The organism is Parasutterella secunda (genome assembly GCF_016901835.1).
GTDB lineage: Bacteria > Pseudomonadota > Gammaproteobacteria > Burkholderiales > Burkholderiaceae_F > Aphodousia > Aphodousia faecavium.
The window spans coordinates 1-19030 of the sequence record NZ_JACJKX010000001.1; the positions used below are offsets into that span (position 1 = coordinate 1).

Below are 19030 nucleotides of genomic sequence, written 5' to 3' on the forward strand. Positions count from 1 at the left end.
CACCGAACTTGGCGGCCAATACCGTCGTAATTGCAGCCGTCAACGTCGTCTTACCATGGTCGACGTGACCGATCGTGCCCACGTTCACGTGGGGCTTGGTGCGTTCAAACTTGCCTTTTGCCATGGCGAACTCCTGAACTTTTTATGAATGTTAAGATCTCGCACAATTCGAGACGATTAAGAAAACTGGTGCCCATGACGCGGATCGAACGCGTGACCTCTCCCTTACCAAGGGAGTGCTCTACCACTGAGCCACATGGGCTGAACTTTGGGACTGTCCACGATACGTGGAGCGGGTGAAGGGAATCGAACCCTCGTCGTAAGCTTGGAAGGCTTCTGCTCTACCATTGAGCTACACCCGCCTGCGTCGAGAGAGTATTACCTCCCGCTAGCAATCCTGGTTTCGCTACAGTATAAGCGAGCGATCGCTTGGTGGAGGGGGATGGATTCGAACCATCGTAGGCGTAAGCCAACAGATTTACAGTCTGCCCCCTTTAGCCACTCGGGCACCCCTCCGTAGCGAGAGTGGCATTATGTAGTGTTTTGAAATAAATGTCAAGCAGTTTTAAAAAAAATCTTCACTTTTTTCATTTTCCGACGATTAACAACGCCACCAACCCACCCAACATCATGTATGTTCCCAAATCGGATAACCATCCCAATAGCGGTTTTTCATTTTCTAACTCATCCTGAATTTTTTCCATCTTTTCTCGAAATTCTTCGAATCCACCGGCAAACCGATCCCAATCAAACATTTCTTTAGGCGTTCTGAAGTAAGCAACCACAAGCTTAAGTGATGCGCCGAGCAAAGCTAAAGCACCGCCCACCGATCCGTTTAAAAGCATTGCCATCCCGATGCCTGCCATGGGCGCCGAAATCACGATCAGCAACATTTCAAAAGTTGTTCTTTTCATAGATTTTTACCGTCTTCACGCGCTACACTTCGTTTGGTTCTTGGTGTTGTTATGTTTTTGTCTTTTTCTGAACCCGTCACTCTAATCGGTTTAGGCGCTGTTATTTTACAGGTCAGCCTGACCATTGGCGTTGTTCTTCGCGTCATGCTGACTCGGCACCCTCCGGGTAGCTCCTTTGCGTGGATTTTACTCACAGCCGTACTTCCCTACGCAGGTTTTGTACTTTATTTACTGTTCGGAGAAAGAACACTTGGCCGTTGGCACGCCCGCAAACTCAGAAAAGAGATGCGCAAACGTCGTCAGATCTTTCGACACATCATGCACACCGAAGCCATGGCTCCTGATAATTATCGGGATATTTCAAAACTTGCCACACGACTCGGCAAATATCCGCTCACTAAACGCTCCTCACTGCGCCTTCTTGATGACTCCGACGAAACTCTCACGCTATTAGTGCGTGATATTGACAACGCAAAAGAGCTGATTGCAATGGAGTTCTACATCTGGGATGTCGGCGGAAAGGCAGATGATGTTTCCGCCGCACTGATCCGTGCCGCACGACGAGGAGTCGAGTGTTATGTATTAGTCGATGCGATCGGTTCCTCCAAATTTCTCTCTAGCGATTGGGCTCGACTTTTCCGGTATGAAAAATGCATTCACCTGGAAAGCGCCCTTCCCGTCTCACTATTCAGTGCTTTGCTATCACGCGCCGACATTCGCCTTCACAGGAAAATCGCTGTCATTGATTATCGCATTGCATATAGCGGCAGTCTCAACATGGTTGACCCCCATTACTTCAAAAAAAATAGCAACGTCGGGCAATGGGTAGATGCCATGGTCAGGGCCAAAGGTGAGATTGTTGCCAGCCTCTTTCACCTCATCAATTTTGATTGGAAGGTACTTACCGAAAGCGAAACAACTTTTCCAGAATTCAAAGATCACTTCATCGGTGAATTCGACAGCCCCGATCAGGCAACGGTCATGATTGTTCCATCCGGCCCGGGCACAACCAACGACGCCAATCAACGACTGATTCTTGAGGCCATACACCGGGCCAAAAAAGAAATTGAAATTGTCACTCCGTATTTCATTCCGGGTGAAGCTCTGGCCCTTGCATTACAAAATGCGGCGATAAAAGGAGTGAAAGTTACCCTGCTTTTGTCAGAAAAAAGTGATGCGCCGATGGTCAATTACGCGTCACATCGTTACTTTGATGACTTACTGAAGTCCGGCGTGCGGATTCTCTTATACAAAAAAGGTATTCTGCACACGAAAAGTATTACCGTTGACGGGGAGCTGTCCCTTTTCGGTACGGTCAATATGGATATGCGAAGCATGCATTTAAACTACGAACTCATGCTTTTGGTTTTTGACGAGGAATTCAGCCGAAAAGTCTCCGCCCTCAATTCGACTTATGCTGCGTTTTGCTCCGAAATCAATCTTTTTTACTGGTACAAACGTTCAATATTCGAACGCATGAAAGAAGGGGCGAGTTATCTGCTCTCGCCCCTGCTGTGATGTTTAATCGGAATCTTTTTTTCGTTCCTCAACAATAACGGCATCTTCGATGTCCTGCGAGCGGGAACGAAATCTCGATCTGACTCTTGTTCTTTTTTCCGATGCTTCACGAACAGGCTCGGTATCAGGACGAGAGTCCGGATTAACACGCATGCCGCCCTGTCGCTGATACAACGCATCGAGGGGATTTCCATAAATCCAACGGTAGATGACACCCCCTATCACTAAAAAGGCAATAATCCCCAGGATTACCAAGGCGATCACACCGATCACCGGCAACAATAAAACCCCCAGACCGATGATCGCGGCCAAAATCCCCACGCTCACCAATAAACGTAGAAAAGGATTTTGCGGCTGAGGGTTAGGAGAGCCTCCCCTGTAGATGTAGATAGGCATTACTTTTTATCCTTAAGCATAAATGTTTTTGTTATTCTCACAATTTAACGGTATTAGAAAAAGTTTGCGAACCAAAAGGTGTCTATTTTTTGCACCCGCACCATCCGATACGACTCGAAATCCTTAAAAAACCTTACCATTTCGATCATTAAGAACTGATTACTTTCGTATTAGTAAAAACACTTAGTCACAATTTTCACGCAGCATTTTTCTTTTTTTTCAATTTTCCTTTGAAAACGTTCGCAAAATTTCCCGTTTTTAGCGAAAATTACGCCAATCATGAATACGAATACTCTATCTAACAACAACTTGCCCGACGTTCAGTCCAGCGCCGACCCAAGAAACATCGCCATCGAGTATGTCGGTGTGAGGGGGGTGGAGCTGCCGATTACGGTTGCAAGTGAGAGCGGCATTCAACCGACGGTCGCTCAAATCGGCATGTATGTTGCTCTGCCTGCAGAGCACAAAGGCACTCATATGTCGCGTTTTCTCGGGTTGCTCAAGGAACACAATCGTGCTCTGTGTAGGGAAACGCTTGTCGAACTGATGCAGGATATGCTTGAGGCTTTAGAATCCAATGCCGGCTGCATCGATTTTGACTTTCCGTTTTTCGTTAAAAAACATGCGCCCGTCTCCAAGCTCGAATGTTTGATGAATTACCGAGTGCACTATCGGGTAGAACACAAAAACGGAAAAACGTTCGTCACTCAGACGGTGACTGTGCCAGTAACAAGCTTGTGCCCATGCAGTAAAGAGATTTCTCTTTACGGTGCACATAACCAACGATCACACGTGACCATTGCCGCCCGACTCAAGGGAGATCTGTCGCTTGAGCGTCAAATCCGATACGCAGAAGAAAGTGCTTCTTGCGAACTGTGGAGCCGATTAAAGCGTGTCGACGAAAAATATGTCACTGAAAAAGCGTATGAAAATCCGAAATTTGTTGAGGATTTAGTGCGTGATGTTGCCGTTGCGTTAAATAGCGACAAGAATATTGAAGCCTACCGTGTGCAGGCAGAAAATTTTGAATCCATCCATAACCATTCGGCTTACGCTCAAATTACCAATGGTTTGGAATAGTGTTGACTTTTTCTTTCCCTCTTTTCTGTAGGGATGGGAAGGTTTGCTCTGAATAATTTAGCTGACAATCCATTATGTTAAACGATCAAAAAACCGCGATTGCCTCACTTTTCAATGATGCACTTCGTTCCATGGGTGTTGAGGAAGCAACCGTTTTACTGGAACGTCCCAAAGTGGCTGCTCACGGTGACCTCGCCTGTAATGTCGCCATGCAATTGGCCAGACAATTGAAGAAAAATCCGCGAGCCATTGCCACGGATATCATCGAACACATTGAGGCTCTGCCGCAAGCAAAAGCCCTGATAGAAAAGTTTGAAATCGCCGGTCCCGGCTTCATCAATATGCGTTTGAGCCAGGACGCTAAGACCTTTGCTGTCCGCGAAGTTTTACGACTGGGCAGTGAATTCGGTAAAAATAAGGATCATGACGGAGAGAGCATTTTAATCGAGTACGTCTCTGCCAACCCTACCGGTCCGTTGCACTTAGGCCACGCCCGCCAGGGAGCTTTAGGTGATGTGCTTTCCAACCTGATGAAGACTCAGGGTTGGAATGTTTGCCGCGAGTTCTACTACAACGATGCCGGTGTTCAGATTCAAACGCTTACTGAATCAGTCCGTCTGAGAATCAAGGAACTTCAGGGTGAAACCATCACTTTCCCTGAAAACGGTTATCAAGGGCTTTATATCAAAGATATTGCGCGTGATTTTCTCGATAAAAAAACGATTCGCACGCGTGATGGTCAGGAAATCACAGCCAGCGGCGATGTAGAAGATGTGGCCAATATTCGCGCCTTCTCCGTGGGTTATCTGAAAAACGAGCAAGACAGCGACCTCAATGCTTTGGGGGTCTCGTTTGATAATTTCTATCTTGAGAGTTCCCTTTATTCCCGTGGTCTCGTGGAGCGCGCCGTTAATGCGTTGATTGCCTCAGGTCACACGTACGAACAAGACGGAGCCCTTTGGCTTCGCACGACAGATTTCGAAGAGTTCGGCGATGATAAAGACCGTGTTATGCGCAAAAAAGACGGTACTTTCACGTACTTTGTCCCTGATGTCGCCTATCACTTAAGCAAATTTGAACGTGGCTTTATCAAAGCCGTCGACATTCAAGGATCTGATCACCACGGAACCACCGCACGAGTACGCATCGGTGTGCAGGTTGCCGGTAAACAGCTCGGCCTTGATATCCCGAAGGTCTTCCCGGTGTACGTGCTGCACAAGATGCTCAAAGTGATCAAGGACGGACAGGAAGTCAAGATGAGCAAACGCTCCGGCACTTATGTCACCTTAAGAGATCTGGTCAATTGGGTGGGACGCGATGCTGCGCGCTTTTTCTTGGTAAGCCGCAAAGCTGACAGCGAATTTGTGTTTGACATCGATCTCGCTCTGTCTCAATCCGACGAAAACCCTGTGTATTACCTACAGTATGCACATGCCCGCATCTGCTCGGTTTTTGCACAAGCCAAGGATAAAGGGTTCGAGTTACCGAGCCCGGCTGATATTGAGCAAATGGATCTTAGCGCATTGTCTGATCAATATGCCCAAGCCCTCATTGCCCGCATCAGTGAATTCCCCGAAACACTCACGGTTGCTGCCAAAGAATGTGCCCCGCACACGCTCTGTTTTTACCTGAAAGATTTGGCAGGAGACTTTCACGCCTTCTACAACGCCGAACGGGTTCTCGTTGATGACGAAAAGATCCGCAATGCCCGACTGGCACTGTTGATGGCAGCACGCCAGGTTTTGCGAAACGGTTTGGATCTTCTGGGCGTGAGCGCTCCCGAAAAGATGTAAGGATTACATATGCCAGGAACTCAAAAAAAAGGTTCATTCTTTCTCGGCACCATGGTCGGTATTCTGATCGGATGCGTAGCCTGCGCTGCCGTTGCCCTCTTTATCACCAATGCGCCGATTCCGTTTGTTGAGAAAGTGCAGAAACAATCCACTCCTGTGGATGCTGCAGCTCTGGACGGTAAGGATCCCAACTCTGCGCTTTACGATGCCGGCACCCGGGGCACACCGGCGGATGATGCACTGTCGGCCATCAAGACTGTTCAGGCACCTACTGCTCATGAGCGAGCTGAGGAGCCCACCAATGCTGCCGATCAGGCAACGGGAGAAAGCTACAGCATCCAGGCCGGTGCTTTCCGCAACGCCAAGGATGCTGAAAAAATTCGCACGGAATTGGCTTTTATTGCATTGGAAGCGGATGTGGTTAAATCCACCGATGCAGGCGTTACGCTCTATCGAGTGTTTTTGGGACCTTTTGATACGGCTCGTGAAGCCAATGAATTGCAACAACGCCTGACCTCTAACGGCTTTGATGCCATGGTCATTAAAAACAAATGAAATTCTTCGCTAAAGCAGCACTTGTCTGCGCGCTGAGCTTTATCGGTTTACAGGCAAGTGCATTCGAAGCAACAGAAGGGAAAGATTACCGGATAGTCAGTCCTACGGTTGATTCGCCTCGCGACACTATCGAGGTCGTGGACTTTTTTGCCTACACGTGTGCTCATTGCCAGCGATTGGCCCCTATGTTGCAAGACTGGGCCAAAACTTTGCCTCCTGACGTAACCATAAAGCGCGTCCCGGTGGCTTGGGAACCAGCCACTCAGTTTTTGTCTCAGATTTACTATACATTTGAGGCTCTCGACCGCTTAGATGATTTACACCCTGCATTCTGGCAAGATATCCTCGACGGCCAAATTACCAGTCAGGCCGATCTGCAGAATTGGCTTGAAAAACACAAGGTGGATTTAACCCAGTGGAACAATGCCTACAACTCCTTTGCAGTCACCATGCACACGCAGCAAGCGTTGCAGACGTGGCAAAATTATCGTCTTGATGCTACCCCTTATGTGGCTGTTGCCGGTAAATACCTGACGGCTCCGCATATGGCAGGATCCAGACAAAAAACCATTGAAGTCCTCAATTGGCTCATTGAACAAGAACGTCAACAACGTCAAAAACATTGATTAGGCAAACAATTATGCAAATCGATTCTTCCATTTTTAAAGCTTACGATATTCGCGGTGTCGTTGATAAAACGTTAACCGTTGAAGCCACTCGAGCAATCGGACAGGCTCTCGGAGCTCTTGCCAAACAAAATAATGTCGACACTCTATGTGTCGGACGTGATGGTCGTCTGTCCGGTCCGAAATTGTCACAAGCCTTGATGGATGGCATTACCGACATGGGGATCAACGTCAAATCGATCGGCATGACCCCTACTCCTGTTCTTTATTTCGCCACCTTTTTGACCGGCACGGGTTCAGGTATTGCGGTGACCGGCAGTCATAATCCGCCCGAATACAACGGATTAAAAATGATGATGGCTAAAGACACGCTCTACGGCGAAGGGATTCAAGCCTTACGTACCCAAATTGGAAAAGGGCTTGAAGCGAGCCCCGTCAAGGGAAAAATTGAAGAAATCGATGTCATCACTCCCTATCTCGATAAGATTACCAGTGATGTCAAATTGGCCCGTCGGATCAAGGTCGCCATTGACTGTGGCAATGGTGTGACCGGCCCCATAGCCATGGAACTTTTCAAACGCTTGGGTTGCGACATTACTCCTTTGTTTACAGAGATTGACGGTCATTTCCCTAACCACCATCCCGATCCCTCCAAACCGGCTAATTTAGCTACTTTAATTGAAACGGTGAAGTCCACCGATGTGGAATTGGGTTTGGCATTTGACGGTGACGGCGACCGTCTGGGTGTGGTTACCAAATCCGGTCAAATCATTTACCCGGATCGTCAGATCATGCTCTTTGCCGCCGATATTCTTCAACACAACCCTGGTGCCCCCATCATTTATGACGTCAAATGCACACGTCGCCTCGTTCCTTGGATTAAAGAGCACGGCGGTGTTCCTACCATTTGCCGAACCGGTCACTCATTGGTCAAGGCAAAATTGAAAGAAACTCAAGCACCCTTTGCGGGAGAAATGAGCGGTCACTTGTTCTTTAACGATCAACGTTGGCCGGGATTTGATGATGGGTTGTACGCCGGAGCCAGAATTTTGGAAATTCTCTCCCGCACGGATAATCCCTCGGCCGTTTTGGAAGCCTTGCCCACTGCGGTCAACACTCCTGAGCTTCACATTGAAATGGCCGAAGGCGAAAACAAGCGCTTCGTTGAAAAACTGCAAAAAGAACTTCGTTTCGATGATGCCACGGACGTGATTACCATCGACGGTATTCGTGTGGAATGGGAAGACGGTTTTGCTTTGGCTCGTTCATCCAATACGACCCCGGTTGTCGTTCTTCGTCTGGAAGGCGATACCGAAGAAGCTCTTGAACGCATCAAAAAGCGTTTCGGTGATGCGATCAAAGCAGTCGATCCGTCCGTCGTCTTGCCCTTTTAAGGCTTGAGTCATGTCAATGAATGTTTTTATTACCGGTGCTTCAAGCGGTATCGGCGCAGCCTTGGCCCGCGAGTTTGCCTCCCGAGGAGCAACTCTGGGCTTGATGGCACGCCGTCAAGAACCGCTCGATGATTTGATTAAATCTCTGCCTAACAGCAACCTTCACCACAGTTATGCCTGTGATGTTACGGACCGTTTAAAACTTATCAAAATGGCCCGTGAGTTTGACACGGCTGTCGGTGGAGCCGATATCGTCATTGCCAATGCCGGCATCAGCGTAGGGGTCAAAACCCAATATTTTGAAGATTTGGAAGTGATGGAAAAAGTCTACGCCACCAACGTCTTTGCAATGGCGAGCACCTTCCACGCCTTTATCGAACCCATGATGCAAAGAAAGCACGGCACTCTCGTCGGTATCGGAAGTGTCGGCGGCATTCGAGGTATGCCCGGTACCGAAGCTTATTGTTCCAGTAAGTCGGCTGTCATCACGTATTGTGAAAGCTTGCGTGTAGAGATGAAAAAGCACGGCATTCAAGTGACCACCATCAGTCCCGGTTTTGTCAAAACTCCGCTCACTGACGTCAATCCCTACCCGATGCCCTTTATTCTCACACCGGATGAGTTTGCTAAACGCGCTGCTAATGCCATTTTGGCCGGCAGAAGCTACGCAACCATTCCTTGGCAAATGGGGGTTGTGGCTAAACTTTTGCGGATTCTTCCGAATCCCCTTTTTGATAAGATTTTCGGCAATCGAAAACAAAAGCCGAGAAATTCGGAAATTCACCGTGCATAGCACTGTCGCCCGGCTTAGGTCGGGCGATTTTCTATGCAGATTCTTTCAAGTGTTCCTGTTGATACCATTGACCGACTATTTCACAAACGGCCTCGCCGTAGCGCTCGATTCGTTTTTCACCAATTCCACTGATGCCGGCCAATTGCAGAGGTTTTCTGGGTTTTCGTTTAACAATCTGAATCAGTGTTGAATCCGGAAAAACGTTATAAGCAGCCAAAGCATTCTGATTGGAATATTCCCTTCTCCACTGTCTCAGTTGACTGAAAAGACGCTGTTCGGCATCGTCCAGATCATCGTGATCGATAACCTTTCGGCTGGAAAGTTGCTTAGCACCCTCTACTCTGACAAGAAAGTGTTCCTGCCCCTGCAACAAATTTTTAGCCCTTGCGTTCACTGTCAGAACGTTATAAACACGGTAATTGACATTAACATAGTGTTTGGCAATCAACTGTCTGAGAATTCTCCGCCAATATTTCATCGTATGGTCACGACCGATACCGAATGTACTGAGTTCATCGTGACGCTTTTCAAAAATTTTGTCACTTACCTCACCTCGCAATACTTTAATCACATGCGAAGCACCGAAACCTATGCCATTGGTTTTTGAACACCGATAAATACACGACAATAGCTTCTGAGCATCTTGGGTCGCATCACGGGCAACCGGGGGATTCTCACAATTATCACAATTACCGCAAGGTTCGCTGAGTTTTTCACCGAAGTAAGCCAATAGCTGTATGCGTCTGCAGCTCACCGACTCAGCCAAGCCGAGCATACTGTCTAATTTGTGCAGTGACACTTGTTTGTAAATCTCATCTCCATCGCTTTGATCGATAAAAAACCGCTGCTGCATCAAATCTTCCAAACCATAGTACAAAACTGACTCAGCAGGTTTTCCATCGCGGCCGGCTCGTCCGGTTTCCTGAAAGAAATTTTCAATCGACTTGGGCATGTCGACATGAATAATGAAACGTACATCCGGTTTATCGATCCCCATACCGAACGCAATGGTTGCCACCATTACGCATGGTCGGTCAAAAAAAGCGACTTGGTTGGCCTCCCGCTCTTCATTGTCCATCCCTGCATGATAAATCAGCGCATCAATACCGTTTTTTTTCAGATAAGCAGCTACAGACTCGGCCTTATTGCGCGTCGCACAATACACAATCCCCGATTCATTGAAGTGTTCCCCAACGATAAACTGCACGATGCTATCCATATAACCCTTGCCTTTTTCATACATGCGATAGCGAATATTGGGACGATCAAAACTGGCAATAAATGAACGAGGATTGTTTAAAAGACGAGCAACAATTTCCTCTCGAGTTTGTTCATCGGCGGTCGCTGTCAAAGCCATTCTGGGAACATGAGGAAAGAGTTCCTTTAAACAATCCAAAGCCTGGTATTCAGGTCTGAAGTCATGTCCCCAAACAGATATGCAGTGCGCTTCGTCCACCGCAAAAAGGCTGACCGGAATACTCTGAAGCAGTTCCAAGGTATTGGGTTTGACCAACCGCTCAGGGGCAACATACAAAAGTTTCAGCTGGCCGTTATGCAGATCTCGATAAACATCGCGTATCTCTTCGACTGAAAGTGTGGAATTAAGAGCCGCCGCAGCGATACCGATATCCCGCAACATATCCACCTGATCTTTCATCAATGCAATAAGAGGAGACACAACAACAGCAACCCCTTCTTTCATTAAGGAGGGAATCTGATAGCAGAGACTCTTGCCGCCTCCAGTCGGCATCAACACCAAAGCATCCTGTCCTTGCATCACGGTGTCAATGACCTCTTTTTGAAAGCCGCGAAAAGCGTCGTAGCCAAAATATCGTTTGAGTATTTCCTCTGCCGTCATATCATTCTCTATTGGTTCAGGCGACAGTATACAGGCGAAGTATGGTTCTGAATTGATATACTGACGCTAACGGGCGCGCAGTTTTTTCGCATCCGGTGGGTGCGGTTGCGTGCAGATTTCTTGAAAGGAACGTAAGTATGTTTACGATTATCAAAAACGCCAATGTCTACACACCGGCTCCTGTCGGCAAAAAAGATATTTTGATTTGCGGTGAAATGATTGCCGCCATTGAAGATAGCTTGGACGGCATCCGTTTGCCGGGCGAAGTCAAAGTCATTGATGTTGAAGGCGCCACTGTTACCCCGGGCTTTTTTGATCAACATGTCCACTTAACCGGCGGTGGTGGCGAAGGCGGTTTTGCTACCCGCGTTCCTCCCGTTATGCCGTCCCAGTTGTTGCACGGCGGTGTTACAACCGTTTGCGGTGTCATGGGGACCGAAGGCACAACGAAATTCCCTGAGGAGCTGTATGCCAAAGTCATGGGGCTGCGCCAAGAGGGCTTGACTGCTTACATGCATACCGGTTCTTATCAATTCCCCTCTCCCACGATTACCGGTAACCCCAGAAAAGACATCATCTGCATTGAACCGGTTTTGGGTGTGAAGTTAGCCTTGGCTGACCATCGTTGCTCTTTCCCCAACGATGATGAAATGCTTAAGCTTGTGGCCGATGTTCGCATGGGCGGCATGTTGTCCGGTAAGAAAGGCATTTTGCATGTTCACTTAGGTGATTTCGGCGGAGCTTACGAACAATTCGAACGAATCATTGCTCGCGGATTGCCGCGCCACCATTTCTCGCCGACTCATACCGGCCGTGAACCGAAGCTTTTCGAACAAGCCATTGAATTTGCCAAGAAGGGCGGTGTGATTGATATCACCTCCGGCGGCGGCAACTATTACCCGTTCGTTGAATGTGTCGAGCGCGTTTTAAAGGCCGGCGTTGATCGCTCGCGCATCACGATGAGCTCAGACGGCAACGGCTCCATGCCCAAATTTGAAAATGGCATCATGGTGGCCATCGTGGCAGCTCCCGTTAACGCCAACCATCAAATGCTCAAAGAAATGGTTCAAGCTGGCATTGATTTCGAAACCGCGTTGATGATGACGACTTCCAATGTCGCTGACTCTCTAGGTGTGAAAGAAGCTCGTCTGGCTGTCGGCATGAAAGCAAATATCTGCGTACTCACCAATACACTGGATATCGACACGGTGATCGCCCGCGGTGTAACCTGGATTGAAGGCGGCAAGAGCGTGAAGTTGGCAAACTTCGAAGCTTAATTTCCGTTTGGCCCTATCAATGAGAGGATGATCATTTTCCGACCATCCCCTCATTTTTTAGGTTTATTTTCTACCAAAACGATCATTAATTTCCTGAGCCCTGCGCTCATGCTCGAGCTCTATTCTCTCGGCTCTCAAACACGCAGCAGCCGTAAAGAGCACATCAGAAGAAGAGTTAAGTGCAGTTTCTGCAGAATCCTGCAAAACCCCGATGATAAAACCTACTGCCACCACCTGCATGGCCATGGAATTATCAATCCCAAATAATCCGCACGCCAACGGAATCAACATGAGTGAACCGCCCGGCACGCCTGAGGCACCGCAGGCACAAACCGATGCCACAACACTTAATAAGATTGCGGTTGCAAAGTCGGTTTGAATGTTCAGACTATTGGCCGCCGCTAAAGTCAGAACAGTAATGGTAATCGCCGCACCGGCCATATTGATGGTCGCTCCCAATGGGATCGTGATCGAGTACGTGCCGCTATCGAGATTGAGGCGTTTACACATCCCCAGATTCACAGGAATATTGGCTGCAGAAGAACGGGTAAAAAACGCTGTCACGCCACTTTCTTTCAAAGTAGCAATGGTTAACGGATAGGGGTTGCGGCGAATGTAGAGCCAGACAAGAAAAGGATTAAAAACCAACGCCACAAAAAGCATACTGCCGATCAAAACCAAAAGAACCTGCACGTAACCGGCCAGGGTCGCAATACCGGTAGAGGCCACAGTGTTGGCAACCAAACCGAAAATACCCAACGGGGCAAACCGAATCACAACCCGTACCACCAGCTCCACGCCATGGGACAAGTCCGCCATAAATTCGCGTGAAGATTCGGAGGCGTGACGCATTGCTGTTCCCAACCCGGCAGCCCAAGCCAGAATCGCCATATAGTTGCCGGTACTTAAGGCGTGTACAGGATTGTCCACCACACTGAGCAGTAAATTGTGCAGTACATCCACAATGCCGCCTGGCGTTGCCGCTTGAGCTTGAGTCCCGGTCAGATGAATGCTTGTCGGGAAGAGAAAACTTGCCGTGACGGCAACCAAAGCTGCTCCAAATGTTCCTAAAAGATAAAGCGTTAGAACGGGTTTAATATGTGCCCGTGTTTCAATGTCCTGATTGGCAATGGCCGCCATGACCAGTACAAATACAAGCAAAGGAGCCACGGCCTTTAAGGCGGAAATAAAAAGCGAGCCCAAAAAAGCGCAGGTTTTGGCAACCTCCGGAGCGATGTAGGCCAAAGCGATACCTAAAATCAAACCAATCAAAATCTGCTTAACCAGCGACGCTTGCAAAAAAGGCAATGCAACACGTCTGAATGCATGACGAGCCATTCGAAAATTGCCTCAATATCTACGAAAACATTCTCACCATAACATTTTTTCGCTCTCTCTTCGATTGACTTTTTCTATTTTCCCCGAATGATTAGGCCCTTTTACCTATACCGCCTCGATCATTGGATGTATTTAATCGGAGTTCAGTGCAAAGATATTTAAAATTTCTTTGAAATTCAGACTCACTATTTTCTGTACACTTTCAACTGTGTTGCCTATCTGTTTAGCGGTGAAAATCATGCGTTTTTTTTCTCGTCTGACCATTTGTCTCTTACCGGCTCTTTTAACAGCCTGTGCGACATTTCAGGAGCCGTCAGTTAATCCCCCAGAAAATTCCAAGCTCGCCCTTCGACTTGATGCCTCGGGCGAACAGGTGTTTCGCTGCATCCATGACATGAAAGGGTGGTTCTGGCACTTTGAAACCCCGAACGCCTACCTTTTTAATCCTGAAACCGGTCAGGCCGTCGCCAAACACGGTTACCGCTTCTCATTTGTTCATAACGACGGCTCTAAAATCGCTTCCTCACGTATTACGGGTATCGCTCAAGGGGATGGGAAAAATCTACCCAATGCACTTTTTTCCGTCACCTCGCCTGCGAGCCACGGAACTTTTTTAGGCGTTCGCTATATCCAACGCCTCAACGCCAAGGGCGGCATACCTCAAACCAAATGCACGCCTGCCCGTCAAGGTCAGCTCAACAAAATTCCCTTTGAAGCTCAGTTCATTTTCTGGCGTTGATGCAAGTGTTGAAAATACAAAGAAAAATTCCTTATAAACTGGAGGAAAGATAAAAATCCGTGTAAAATTACTCTTTCGTTTTTCCCAGGTTTTTAGGGGATTTTTTCATGTCAACTGTTGGTGATTACCTGCAAAGCCTGCCGCCGGATCGTCGTGTGGCGATGGCCAAGATCTGCAGCCTCATTCGTCGTTCGGCTCGCGGAGTGCGCGAAAGCATGCGTCATGCTTTAGCTTTTTATGAGCTGCAAGGACCGCTTTTTGCGTTGGAATCCGGTGAAAAATCCATGACTTTATACGTTGCAGAAGAATCCGTCCTTGAAGCATTCAAAGATAAGCTCCAAGTCAATATGCAGCGTCGCAGCATCCTTTTCAGCGATTTAAATCGCATCCCGTTGGACAACATTGAAAGGATTGTGCGAGACTCTGTGACGGCCCGCCGCTCCCGCGTCGCCAAGGGTGAAGTTCCCACACAAGCTCAAATGCTTGAGATTTGGGGAGTAACCGAAGAAGACGCCAAAGCGCCGCCGCCCGTTGTTCGTATCTCCATGAAAAGCCGAGACGAAGAAATGATCGAGCTTATTGATGACACGAAAAAAACAACCAAAAAATAAGTTTTGATTTATTTTCAGGCACTAATCCAAGCGAGTCGAATTTGCGGCTCGCTTTTCTTTTTTTATGACTGCGATAGTTTTTATTCATTTTGATCTATCTAATTTTCATTTCAGTCAGTATCCTTACGTTTGATCATGTCAGATTCAAAAAAGACCCCTTCAAACAACGATCGTCAATTGACCGTCAGAGTTGTAATAACCCTGGCGTGCAAAATTGCAGTTATCGCCTGTTTAGGATTTCTGTTTTTCGGATCCGACACGCGGGTGGAGACGAACGCACAAACAGTTGGCCAGGCACTGTTGGCCGATACAACTTCGAACTCCATGACAGCGCCTAATCCCTAAGGTTGCTGCACCGTACTCAATCTCTTCGAAAGGTTTCTTATGATCTCGACCGAATTAGTTGATCTCTCTCGATGGCAGTTTGCGCTGACATCTATGTATCACTTCATCTTCGTGCCGTTGACATTGGGGCTTTCATTCATGCTTGTCGTGATGGAAGCCTGTTATGTCGTGACCGGAAAAGAAGTCTATAAAGACATGACCAAATTCTGGGGCAAACTCTTTGGCGTCAATTTTGCCTTAGGTGTGGCCACCGGTATTACCATGGAATTTCAGTTCGGAACGAACTGGGCCTACTACTCACACTATGTAGGCGATATTTTCGGAGCCCCTCTGGCCATTGAAGGATTGATGGCCTTCTTCCTGGAATCCACTTTCATCGGATTGTTCTTTTTCGGTTGGAAGCGCCTAAAGAAGTCCACTCACCTGATTGTGACGATCTTTATGGCTTTGGGCTCAAATCTTTCTGCTTTGTGGATTTTGATTGCCAACGCATGGATGCAGTACCCGATCGGTTCTGAATTCAATTTCGAAACCATGCGTATGGAAATGACTAATTTCTTCGATGTCATTCTGAGTCCGTGGGCTCAGGCGAAGTTCGGCCACACTATCTCTGCCGGTTACATGACGGGAGCTTTATTTGTCTTGGCAATCTCTGCCTGGTACATGCTCAAGGGGCGTGACCTTGAATTTGCCAAACGCTCCTTCCGCGTTGCGGCAGCATTCGGCTTGGTTGTTTCCGTTTTCACCATTCACCTCGGTGATGAATCGGGCTACCTGGTTGCCAAAGATCAACCGGCCAAGATGGCTGCAATGGAAGCAGCTTGGGAAACGGCTCCGGCGCCCGCTCCGATGACTGTTTTCGGTTTCCCTGATGAAGAAAATCAAATCACTCGAGCCAACGTCGAAATTCCTTGGTTATTCGGCATCATTGCCACCCGATCACTGGATACGCCGATTCCCGGTATCAAGGATCTGATTGAGCAAAACACTAAGAGAATTGAAAACGGGATCGTAGCCATGCAGACGCTCAGCAGTCTCAGAAAAGATCCGACCAACACCGAATTACGAAATCGATTCGAACAGGTAAAGGACGACCTCGGCTACGGCATGCTCCTTCGTAAATACACGGACGATCCCTCCCGTGCCACGCCTGAAATGATCAGCCAGGCTGCGCAAGACACTATTCCGGGTGTCAATATCATGTTCTGGAGTTTCCGGGCCATGGTCGGTTGCGGCATCGCCCTTTTACTGATTTTTGCGTTCAGTCTTTACTACTCGGCCAAAGATCTTATTGTTTCTCGCCGTTGGCTACTCAAGGCCAGTTTCTTTGCTCTGCCCTTACCTTGGATTGCCTGCGAGCTCGGATGGATGGTCGCCGAATACGGCCGCCAACCCTGGAGTATCTATGAAATCTTGCCGGTTCACCTCTCCACTTCCACCCTCTCGGTGGCCAGTGTGACGGGTTCTTTAATCGGCTTTGTGCTCCTATACTCCGCGCTTTTGGTGGTGGAAATGTGGCTCATGGTCAAACTCGTAAAAACCGGCCCGAGTTTTTTAGGCACCGGCCGTTATTTCTTTGAACAAAACCGCATGAGCGATAAGGAGTAATGCATCATGATCGATTATGAAATCCTGAAACTCATCTGGTGGCTTTTTGTCGGCGTCCTTCTTGTAGGCTTCGCTGTTATGGACGGTCAAGACATGGGCGTAGGTTCGCTTTTACCCTTCCTGGGGAAAAACGATACGGAACGCCGCGTCATGATCAACACGGTTGCCCCGCACTGGGACGGTAACCAAGTGTGGCTTTTAACAGGAGGCGGAGCAATCTTTGCGGCGTGGCCTCTTGTTTATGCCACTGCTTTCTCCGGTCTTTATTGGGCCTTGTTCATTGTGCTGGCTGCTTTGATTCTCAGACCCGTGGCCTTTGACTACAGAAGCCGCGTACCGGTTCAAAAGTGGCGCTCCTCCTGGGACTGGGCCTTATTTATCGGAAGTGCCGTACCGCCCATTATCTTTGGTGTTGCTTTCGGCAATATGCTCCAAGGGGTACCGTTCCATTTTGACGAAACACTTCGCTCGACCTACACGGGTTCGTTCTGGGCACTGCTGAATCCTTTCGCTTTGCTCTGCGGCCTCGTTTCCATTGCGATGACTGTCTTTCATGGAGCCAACTACCTCTTGCTTCGCACAACAGGACTTTTGCAGGCACGAGCCCGCCAGGTCGGTTTAGTTGCCGGTGCTGTCACAGCCCTGCTCTTTATTGTGGGCGGGATTTGGGTTTACTTCGGTATCCAAGGTTATGTGGCCACTGACATTGATCCGGCCGGTGTTGCCAATCCGCTCTTAAAGAACGTTCAAGTCAGTGAGGGTGCATGGTTTACCAATTTCTTTGCCTATCCTGTGCTTTTCGCGGTGCCGCTCTTAGCTATAGTAGCAGCCGTTGTGGGTGTTCTCTGTGAATATGTCTGGAGACCGCTTTCGGCTGTTCTCGCCAGCGCTGTCAGCATCCTTTGCATCGTGCTCACTCCCTTGATTGCCATGTTCCCCTTCGTGCTGCCGTCTTCGAGCCACCCGGTCTCTTCTCTGACAATGTGGGATTGCACGAGCTCTCAACTGACGTTACAGGTGATGTTTATCGTCACATTGATTTTCCTGCCCATCGTTCTTGTCTATACCGGTTGGGCATATAAGGTCATGAGCGGGAAACTCACGGCACAATACATCAAAGAAAACGATAAATCGCTGTACTAAGGAGCTACTCACTATGTTTTATATTTACTGGGCTGTCGGGTTACTACTGGCGATCGTTTTTGCAGTGCTGATGGCTGCTATGTATGAAATCAAAAGTGCCGAAGCTGCTAAAGATAACTGATGTCTAAGGCTGTTTCGCTCTTTTCGCGTTGTCTATCCATCGTGGCGGCCCTGGCCGTCACGGTGGTGGTTGTTTGCTTTCCACGATTAGTAGCAATCGATATGCATGCCGTGCCTCACGGATGGTTGGTTTGCCTCCTATTGGGAATGAGCTTTTGCTACGTGCATGGTTTCGGATTTATTCCTGAAAACAAAACCCTTCGGATTGTTTTCTCTCCTTTGGTCGCATGGCCCCTTTTAGCGCTTGGGGTCGTCATGATTTTCGTTTAATCTCTGCGCAAAAGCCAATGCAATTGCACTTGAGCTGTATTGACACTATCGGATAACCATACCACCCCATCCTGAACCGTTACGGTCAAGTGCATGGTACGAGACATTAGCGGAATCATTTGAGCCACTTCATTGTCTTTAAGCATGGCAACTGAAAGTTTTTCAACCTTTCTCATGTCCGAGCCATTCTGTTTCCACCACGGCTCGATTCTATCCTCTCCGTAAGCGATCACAATTTCTTCATTACTACGGCCGGCTGCTTTTCTGATCTGTTTGATATCGGGCACCCCGACATCTATCCACCTGGCAATAGCCCCTGTATCGTCGATTTCCCAAAGAGCGGGTTCCCCTTCGGTTGAAAGGCCTCGGCCAAACTCCAGCCTCATGTCCGTTTCCCCGACATAAAGACAAAAGGCCAACATACGAATCGCAAGGCGCTCTTCCGTTTCTGACGGGTGTCGGGCAAGCGTACACAAATGCGATCCGTAGTACCCACGGTCTACATCAGAAATATCAATGCTTGCCTTATAAATCGTCGCACCCAATGCCATATTCGTCACCTTTTCAATCAATCGCGGCTTATGTTATTACGCCACCAAAGGAAAAGCCAGCCCTCAGCAAGTGAGAAGCCGGCTTTCTAGGTGTTTTGCTC

Annotated in this window: 20 protein-coding genes and 3 tRNA genes; 14 read left to right on the forward strand and 9 right to left on the reverse strand. The window is 48.3% G+C overall.

The features are described from left to right. The 5 genes from H5985_RS00005 to H5985_RS00025 all read right to left on the reverse strand — a co-directional run. Positions 1–124, reverse strand: a 124-nt coding sequence (locus tag H5985_RS00005) for a GTP-binding protein (protein WP_239481500.1), incomplete at its 3' end; no start/stop codon positions are given. Positions 125–187: 63 nt separating this feature from the next. Next, a tRNA-Thr gene (locus H5985_RS00010) sits at positions 188–262 on the reverse strand. A gap of 26 nt (positions 263–288) precedes the next feature. Further along, positions 289–362: transfer RNA gene (locus H5985_RS00015), tRNA-Gly, on the reverse strand. Between the two features lie 68 nt (positions 363–430). Next, a tRNA-Tyr gene (locus tag H5985_RS00020) sits at positions 431–516 on the reverse strand. Between the two features lie 71 nt (positions 517–587). Next, positions 588–914, reverse strand: a complete 327-nt coding sequence (locus H5985_RS00025; protein WP_205049271.1) for a hypothetical protein — start codon at positions 912–914, stop codon at positions 588–590. A 51-nt stretch (positions 915–965) separates the two neighbouring features. Here H5985_RS00025 and cls point away from each other — a divergent pair, with 51 nt between their 5' ends. Then, positions 966–2432 carry a cardiolipin synthase gene (gene cls / locus H5985_RS00030; protein ID WP_205049272.1) on the forward strand — a complete coding sequence of 489 codons (1467 nt, stop codon included), beginning with the start codon at positions 966–968 and terminating at the stop codon, positions 2430–2432. A 3-nt stretch (positions 2433–2435) separates the two neighbouring features. Here cls and H5985_RS00035 read toward each other — a convergent pair whose 3' ends face one another. Beyond that, the gene (locus H5985_RS00035; protein ID WP_205049273.1) at positions 2436–2828 is read right to left on the reverse strand and encodes a hypothetical protein; all 393 of its coding nucleotides are present in this window, start codon (positions 2826–2828) and stop codon (positions 2436–2438) included. Between the two features lie 279 nt (positions 2829–3107). On the opposite strand from H5985_RS00035, the gene folE2 reads away from it, so the two are divergent. The 6 genes from folE2 to H5985_RS00065 all read left to right on the forward strand — a co-directional run bounded on the left by folE2 (position 3108) and on the right by H5985_RS00065 (position 9069). Further along, complete coding sequence (folE2, locus tag H5985_RS00040; protein ID WP_205049274.1) at positions 3108–3908, forward strand: GTP cyclohydrolase FolE2; 801 nt, start codon at positions 3108–3110, stop codon at positions 3906–3908. A gap of 74 nt (positions 3909–3982) precedes the next feature. Continuing rightward, positions 3983–5701 (forward strand): arginine--tRNA ligase, encoded by a 1719-nt coding sequence (gene argS, locus H5985_RS00045; RefSeq protein ID WP_205049275.1) that lies wholly within the window; start codon positions 3983–3985, stop codon positions 5699–5701. Positions 5702–5710: 9 nt separating this feature from the next. After that, on the forward strand, positions 5711–6256 hold the full coding sequence (locus tag H5985_RS00050) for an SPOR domain-containing protein (RefSeq protein ID WP_205049276.1): 546 nt from the start codon (positions 5711–5713) through the stop codon (positions 6254–6256). Next, positions 6253–6882 (forward strand): thiol:disulfide interchange protein DsbA/DsbL, encoded by a 630-nt coding sequence (locus H5985_RS00055; RefSeq protein WP_205049277.1) that lies wholly within the window; start codon positions 6253–6255, stop codon positions 6880–6882. Before H5985_RS00050 ends, H5985_RS00055 begins: the two co-directional genes overlap by 4 nt. Positions 6883–6896: 14 nt before the next feature. Then, positions 6897–8276, forward strand: coding sequence for a phosphomannomutase/phosphoglucomutase (locus H5985_RS00060; protein ID WP_205049278.1), 1380 nt, complete (start codon positions 6897–6899; stop codon positions 8274–8276). Positions 8277–8292: 16 nt separating this feature from the next. Beyond that, the gene (locus tag H5985_RS00065) at positions 8293–9069 is read left to right on the forward strand and encodes an SDR family oxidoreductase (protein ID WP_205049511.1); all 777 of its coding nucleotides are present in this window, start codon (positions 8293–8295) and stop codon (positions 9067–9069) included. A gap of 31 nt (positions 9070–9100) precedes the next feature. Here H5985_RS00065 and recQ read toward each other — a convergent pair whose 3' ends face one another. After that, positions 9101–10927, reverse strand: coding sequence for a DNA helicase RecQ (recQ, locus tag H5985_RS00070; protein WP_205049279.1), 1827 nt, complete (start codon positions 10925–10927; stop codon positions 9101–9103). A 137-nt stretch (positions 10928–11064) separates the two neighbouring features. Between recQ and iadA the strand changes: the two genes are divergently transcribed. Further along, complete coding sequence (gene iadA / locus H5985_RS00075) at positions 11065–12204, forward strand: beta-aspartyl-peptidase (protein ID WP_205049280.1); 1140 nt, start codon at positions 11065–11067, stop codon at positions 12202–12204. A 63-nt stretch (positions 12205–12267) separates the two neighbouring features. On the opposite strand, the gene sstT is transcribed toward iadA, so the two are convergent. Beyond that, on the reverse strand, positions 12268–13542 hold the full coding sequence (gene sstT, locus H5985_RS00080) for a serine/threonine transporter SstT (protein WP_205049281.1): 1275 nt from the start codon (positions 13540–13542) through the stop codon (positions 12268–12270). Positions 13543–13780: 238 nt separating this feature from the next. Between sstT and H5985_RS00085 the strand changes: the two genes are divergently transcribed. From H5985_RS00085 to H5985_RS00110, 6 genes are all read left to right on the forward strand, one after another. After that, complete coding sequence (locus tag H5985_RS00085; protein WP_205049282.1) at positions 13781–14281, forward strand: DUF3455 domain-containing protein; 501 nt, start codon at positions 13781–13783, stop codon at positions 14279–14281. Between the two features lie 107 nt (positions 14282–14388). Further along, on the forward strand, positions 14389–14892 hold the full coding sequence (locus H5985_RS00090; RefSeq protein WP_205049283.1) for a DUF1801 domain-containing protein: 504 nt from the start codon (positions 14389–14391) through the stop codon (positions 14890–14892). A gap of 384 nt (positions 14893–15276) precedes the next feature. Next, positions 15277–16845 (forward strand): cytochrome ubiquinol oxidase subunit I, encoded by a 1569-nt coding sequence (locus H5985_RS00095; protein ID WP_205049284.1) that lies wholly within the window; start codon positions 15277–15279, stop codon positions 16843–16845. Between the two features lie 6 nt (positions 16846–16851). After that, positions 16852–17988, forward strand: coding sequence for a cytochrome d ubiquinol oxidase subunit II (gene cydB, locus H5985_RS00100; protein ID WP_205049285.1), 1137 nt, complete (start codon positions 16852–16854; stop codon positions 17986–17988). A 13-nt stretch (positions 17989–18001) separates the two neighbouring features. Next, the gene (locus H5985_RS00105) at positions 18002–18109 is read left to right on the forward strand and encodes a cytochrome bd oxidase small subunit, CydX/CbdX family (RefSeq protein ID WP_205049286.1); all 108 of its coding nucleotides are present in this window, start codon (positions 18002–18004) and stop codon (positions 18107–18109) included. Next, positions 18109–18378 (forward strand): cyd operon YbgE family protein, encoded by a 270-nt coding sequence (locus H5985_RS00110; protein ID WP_205049287.1) that lies wholly within the window; start codon positions 18109–18111, stop codon positions 18376–18378. The genes H5985_RS00105 and H5985_RS00110 overlap by 1 nt, the downstream gene beginning before the upstream one ends. Here H5985_RS00110 and H5985_RS00115 read toward each other — a convergent pair. Continuing rightward, complete coding sequence (locus H5985_RS00115; RefSeq protein WP_205049288.1) at positions 18375–18929, reverse strand: YaeQ family protein; 555 nt, start codon at positions 18927–18929, stop codon at positions 18375–18377. The two genes, H5985_RS00110 and H5985_RS00115, sit on opposite strands and share 4 nt — an antisense overlap. Between the last annotated feature and the right edge of the window lie 101 nt (positions 18930–19030).

Bases quoted from the DNA above. Each gene is read 5' to 3' on its own strand.
- H5985_RS00025 (WP_205049271.1), bottom strand. From the start codon at position 914: ATGAAAAGAACAACTTTTGAAATGTTGCTGATCGTGATTTCGGCGCCC.
- cls (WP_205049272.1), top strand. From the start codon at position 966: ATGTTTTTGTCTTTTTCTGAACCCGTCACTCTAATCGGTTTAGGCGCT.
- H5985_RS00035 (WP_205049273.1), bottom strand. From the start codon at position 2,828: ATGCCTATCTACATCTACAGGGGAGGCTCTCCTAACCCTCAGCCGCAA.
- folE2 (WP_205049274.1), top strand. From the start codon at position 3,108: ATGAATACGAATACTCTATCTAACAACAACTTGCCCGACGTTCAGTCC.
- argS (WP_205049275.1), top strand. From the start codon at position 3,983: ATGTTAAACGATCAAAAAACCGCGATTGCCTCACTTTTCAATGATGCA.
- H5985_RS00050 (WP_205049276.1), top strand. From the start codon at position 5,711: ATGCCAGGAACTCAAAAAAAAGGTTCATTCTTTCTCGGCACCATGGTC.
- H5985_RS00055 (WP_205049277.1), top strand. From the start codon at position 6,253: ATGAAATTCTTCGCTAAAGCAGCACTTGTCTGCGCGCTGAGCTTTATC.
- H5985_RS00060 (WP_205049278.1), top strand. From the start codon at position 6,897: ATGCAAATCGATTCTTCCATTTTTAAAGCTTACGATATTCGCGGTGTC.
- H5985_RS00065 (WP_205049511.1), top strand. From the start codon at position 8,293: ATGAATGTTTTTATTACCGGTGCTTCAAGCGGTATCGGCGCAGCCTTG.
- recQ (WP_205049279.1), bottom strand. From the start codon at position 10,927: ATGACGGCAGAGGAAATACTCAAACGATATTTTGGCTACGACGCTTTT.
- iadA (WP_205049280.1), top strand. From the start codon at position 11,065: ATGTTTACGATTATCAAAAACGCCAATGTCTACACACCGGCTCCTGTC.
- sstT (WP_205049281.1), bottom strand. From the start codon at position 13,542: ATGGCTCGTCATGCATTCAGACGTGTTGCATTGCCTTTTTTGCAAGCG.
- H5985_RS00085 (WP_205049282.1), top strand. From the start codon at position 13,781: ATGCGTTTTTTTTCTCGTCTGACCATTTGTCTCTTACCGGCTCTTTTA.
- H5985_RS00090 (WP_205049283.1), top strand. From the start codon at position 14,389: ATGTCAACTGTTGGTGATTACCTGCAAAGCCTGCCGCCGGATCGTCGT.
- H5985_RS00095 (WP_205049284.1), top strand. From the start codon at position 15,277: ATGATCTCGACCGAATTAGTTGATCTCTCTCGATGGCAGTTTGCGCTG.
- cydB (WP_205049285.1), top strand. From the start codon at position 16,852: ATGATCGATTATGAAATCCTGAAACTCATCTGGTGGCTTTTTGTCGGC.
- H5985_RS00105 (WP_205049286.1), top strand. From the start codon at position 18,002: ATGTTTTATATTTACTGGGCTGTCGGGTTACTACTGGCGATCGTTTTT.
- H5985_RS00110 (WP_205049287.1), top strand. From the start codon at position 18,109: ATGTCTAAGGCTGTTTCGCTCTTTTCGCGTTGTCTATCCATCGTGGCG.
- H5985_RS00115 (WP_205049288.1), bottom strand. From the start codon at position 18,929: ATGGCATTGGGTGCGACGATTTATAAGGCAAGCATTGATATTTCTGAT.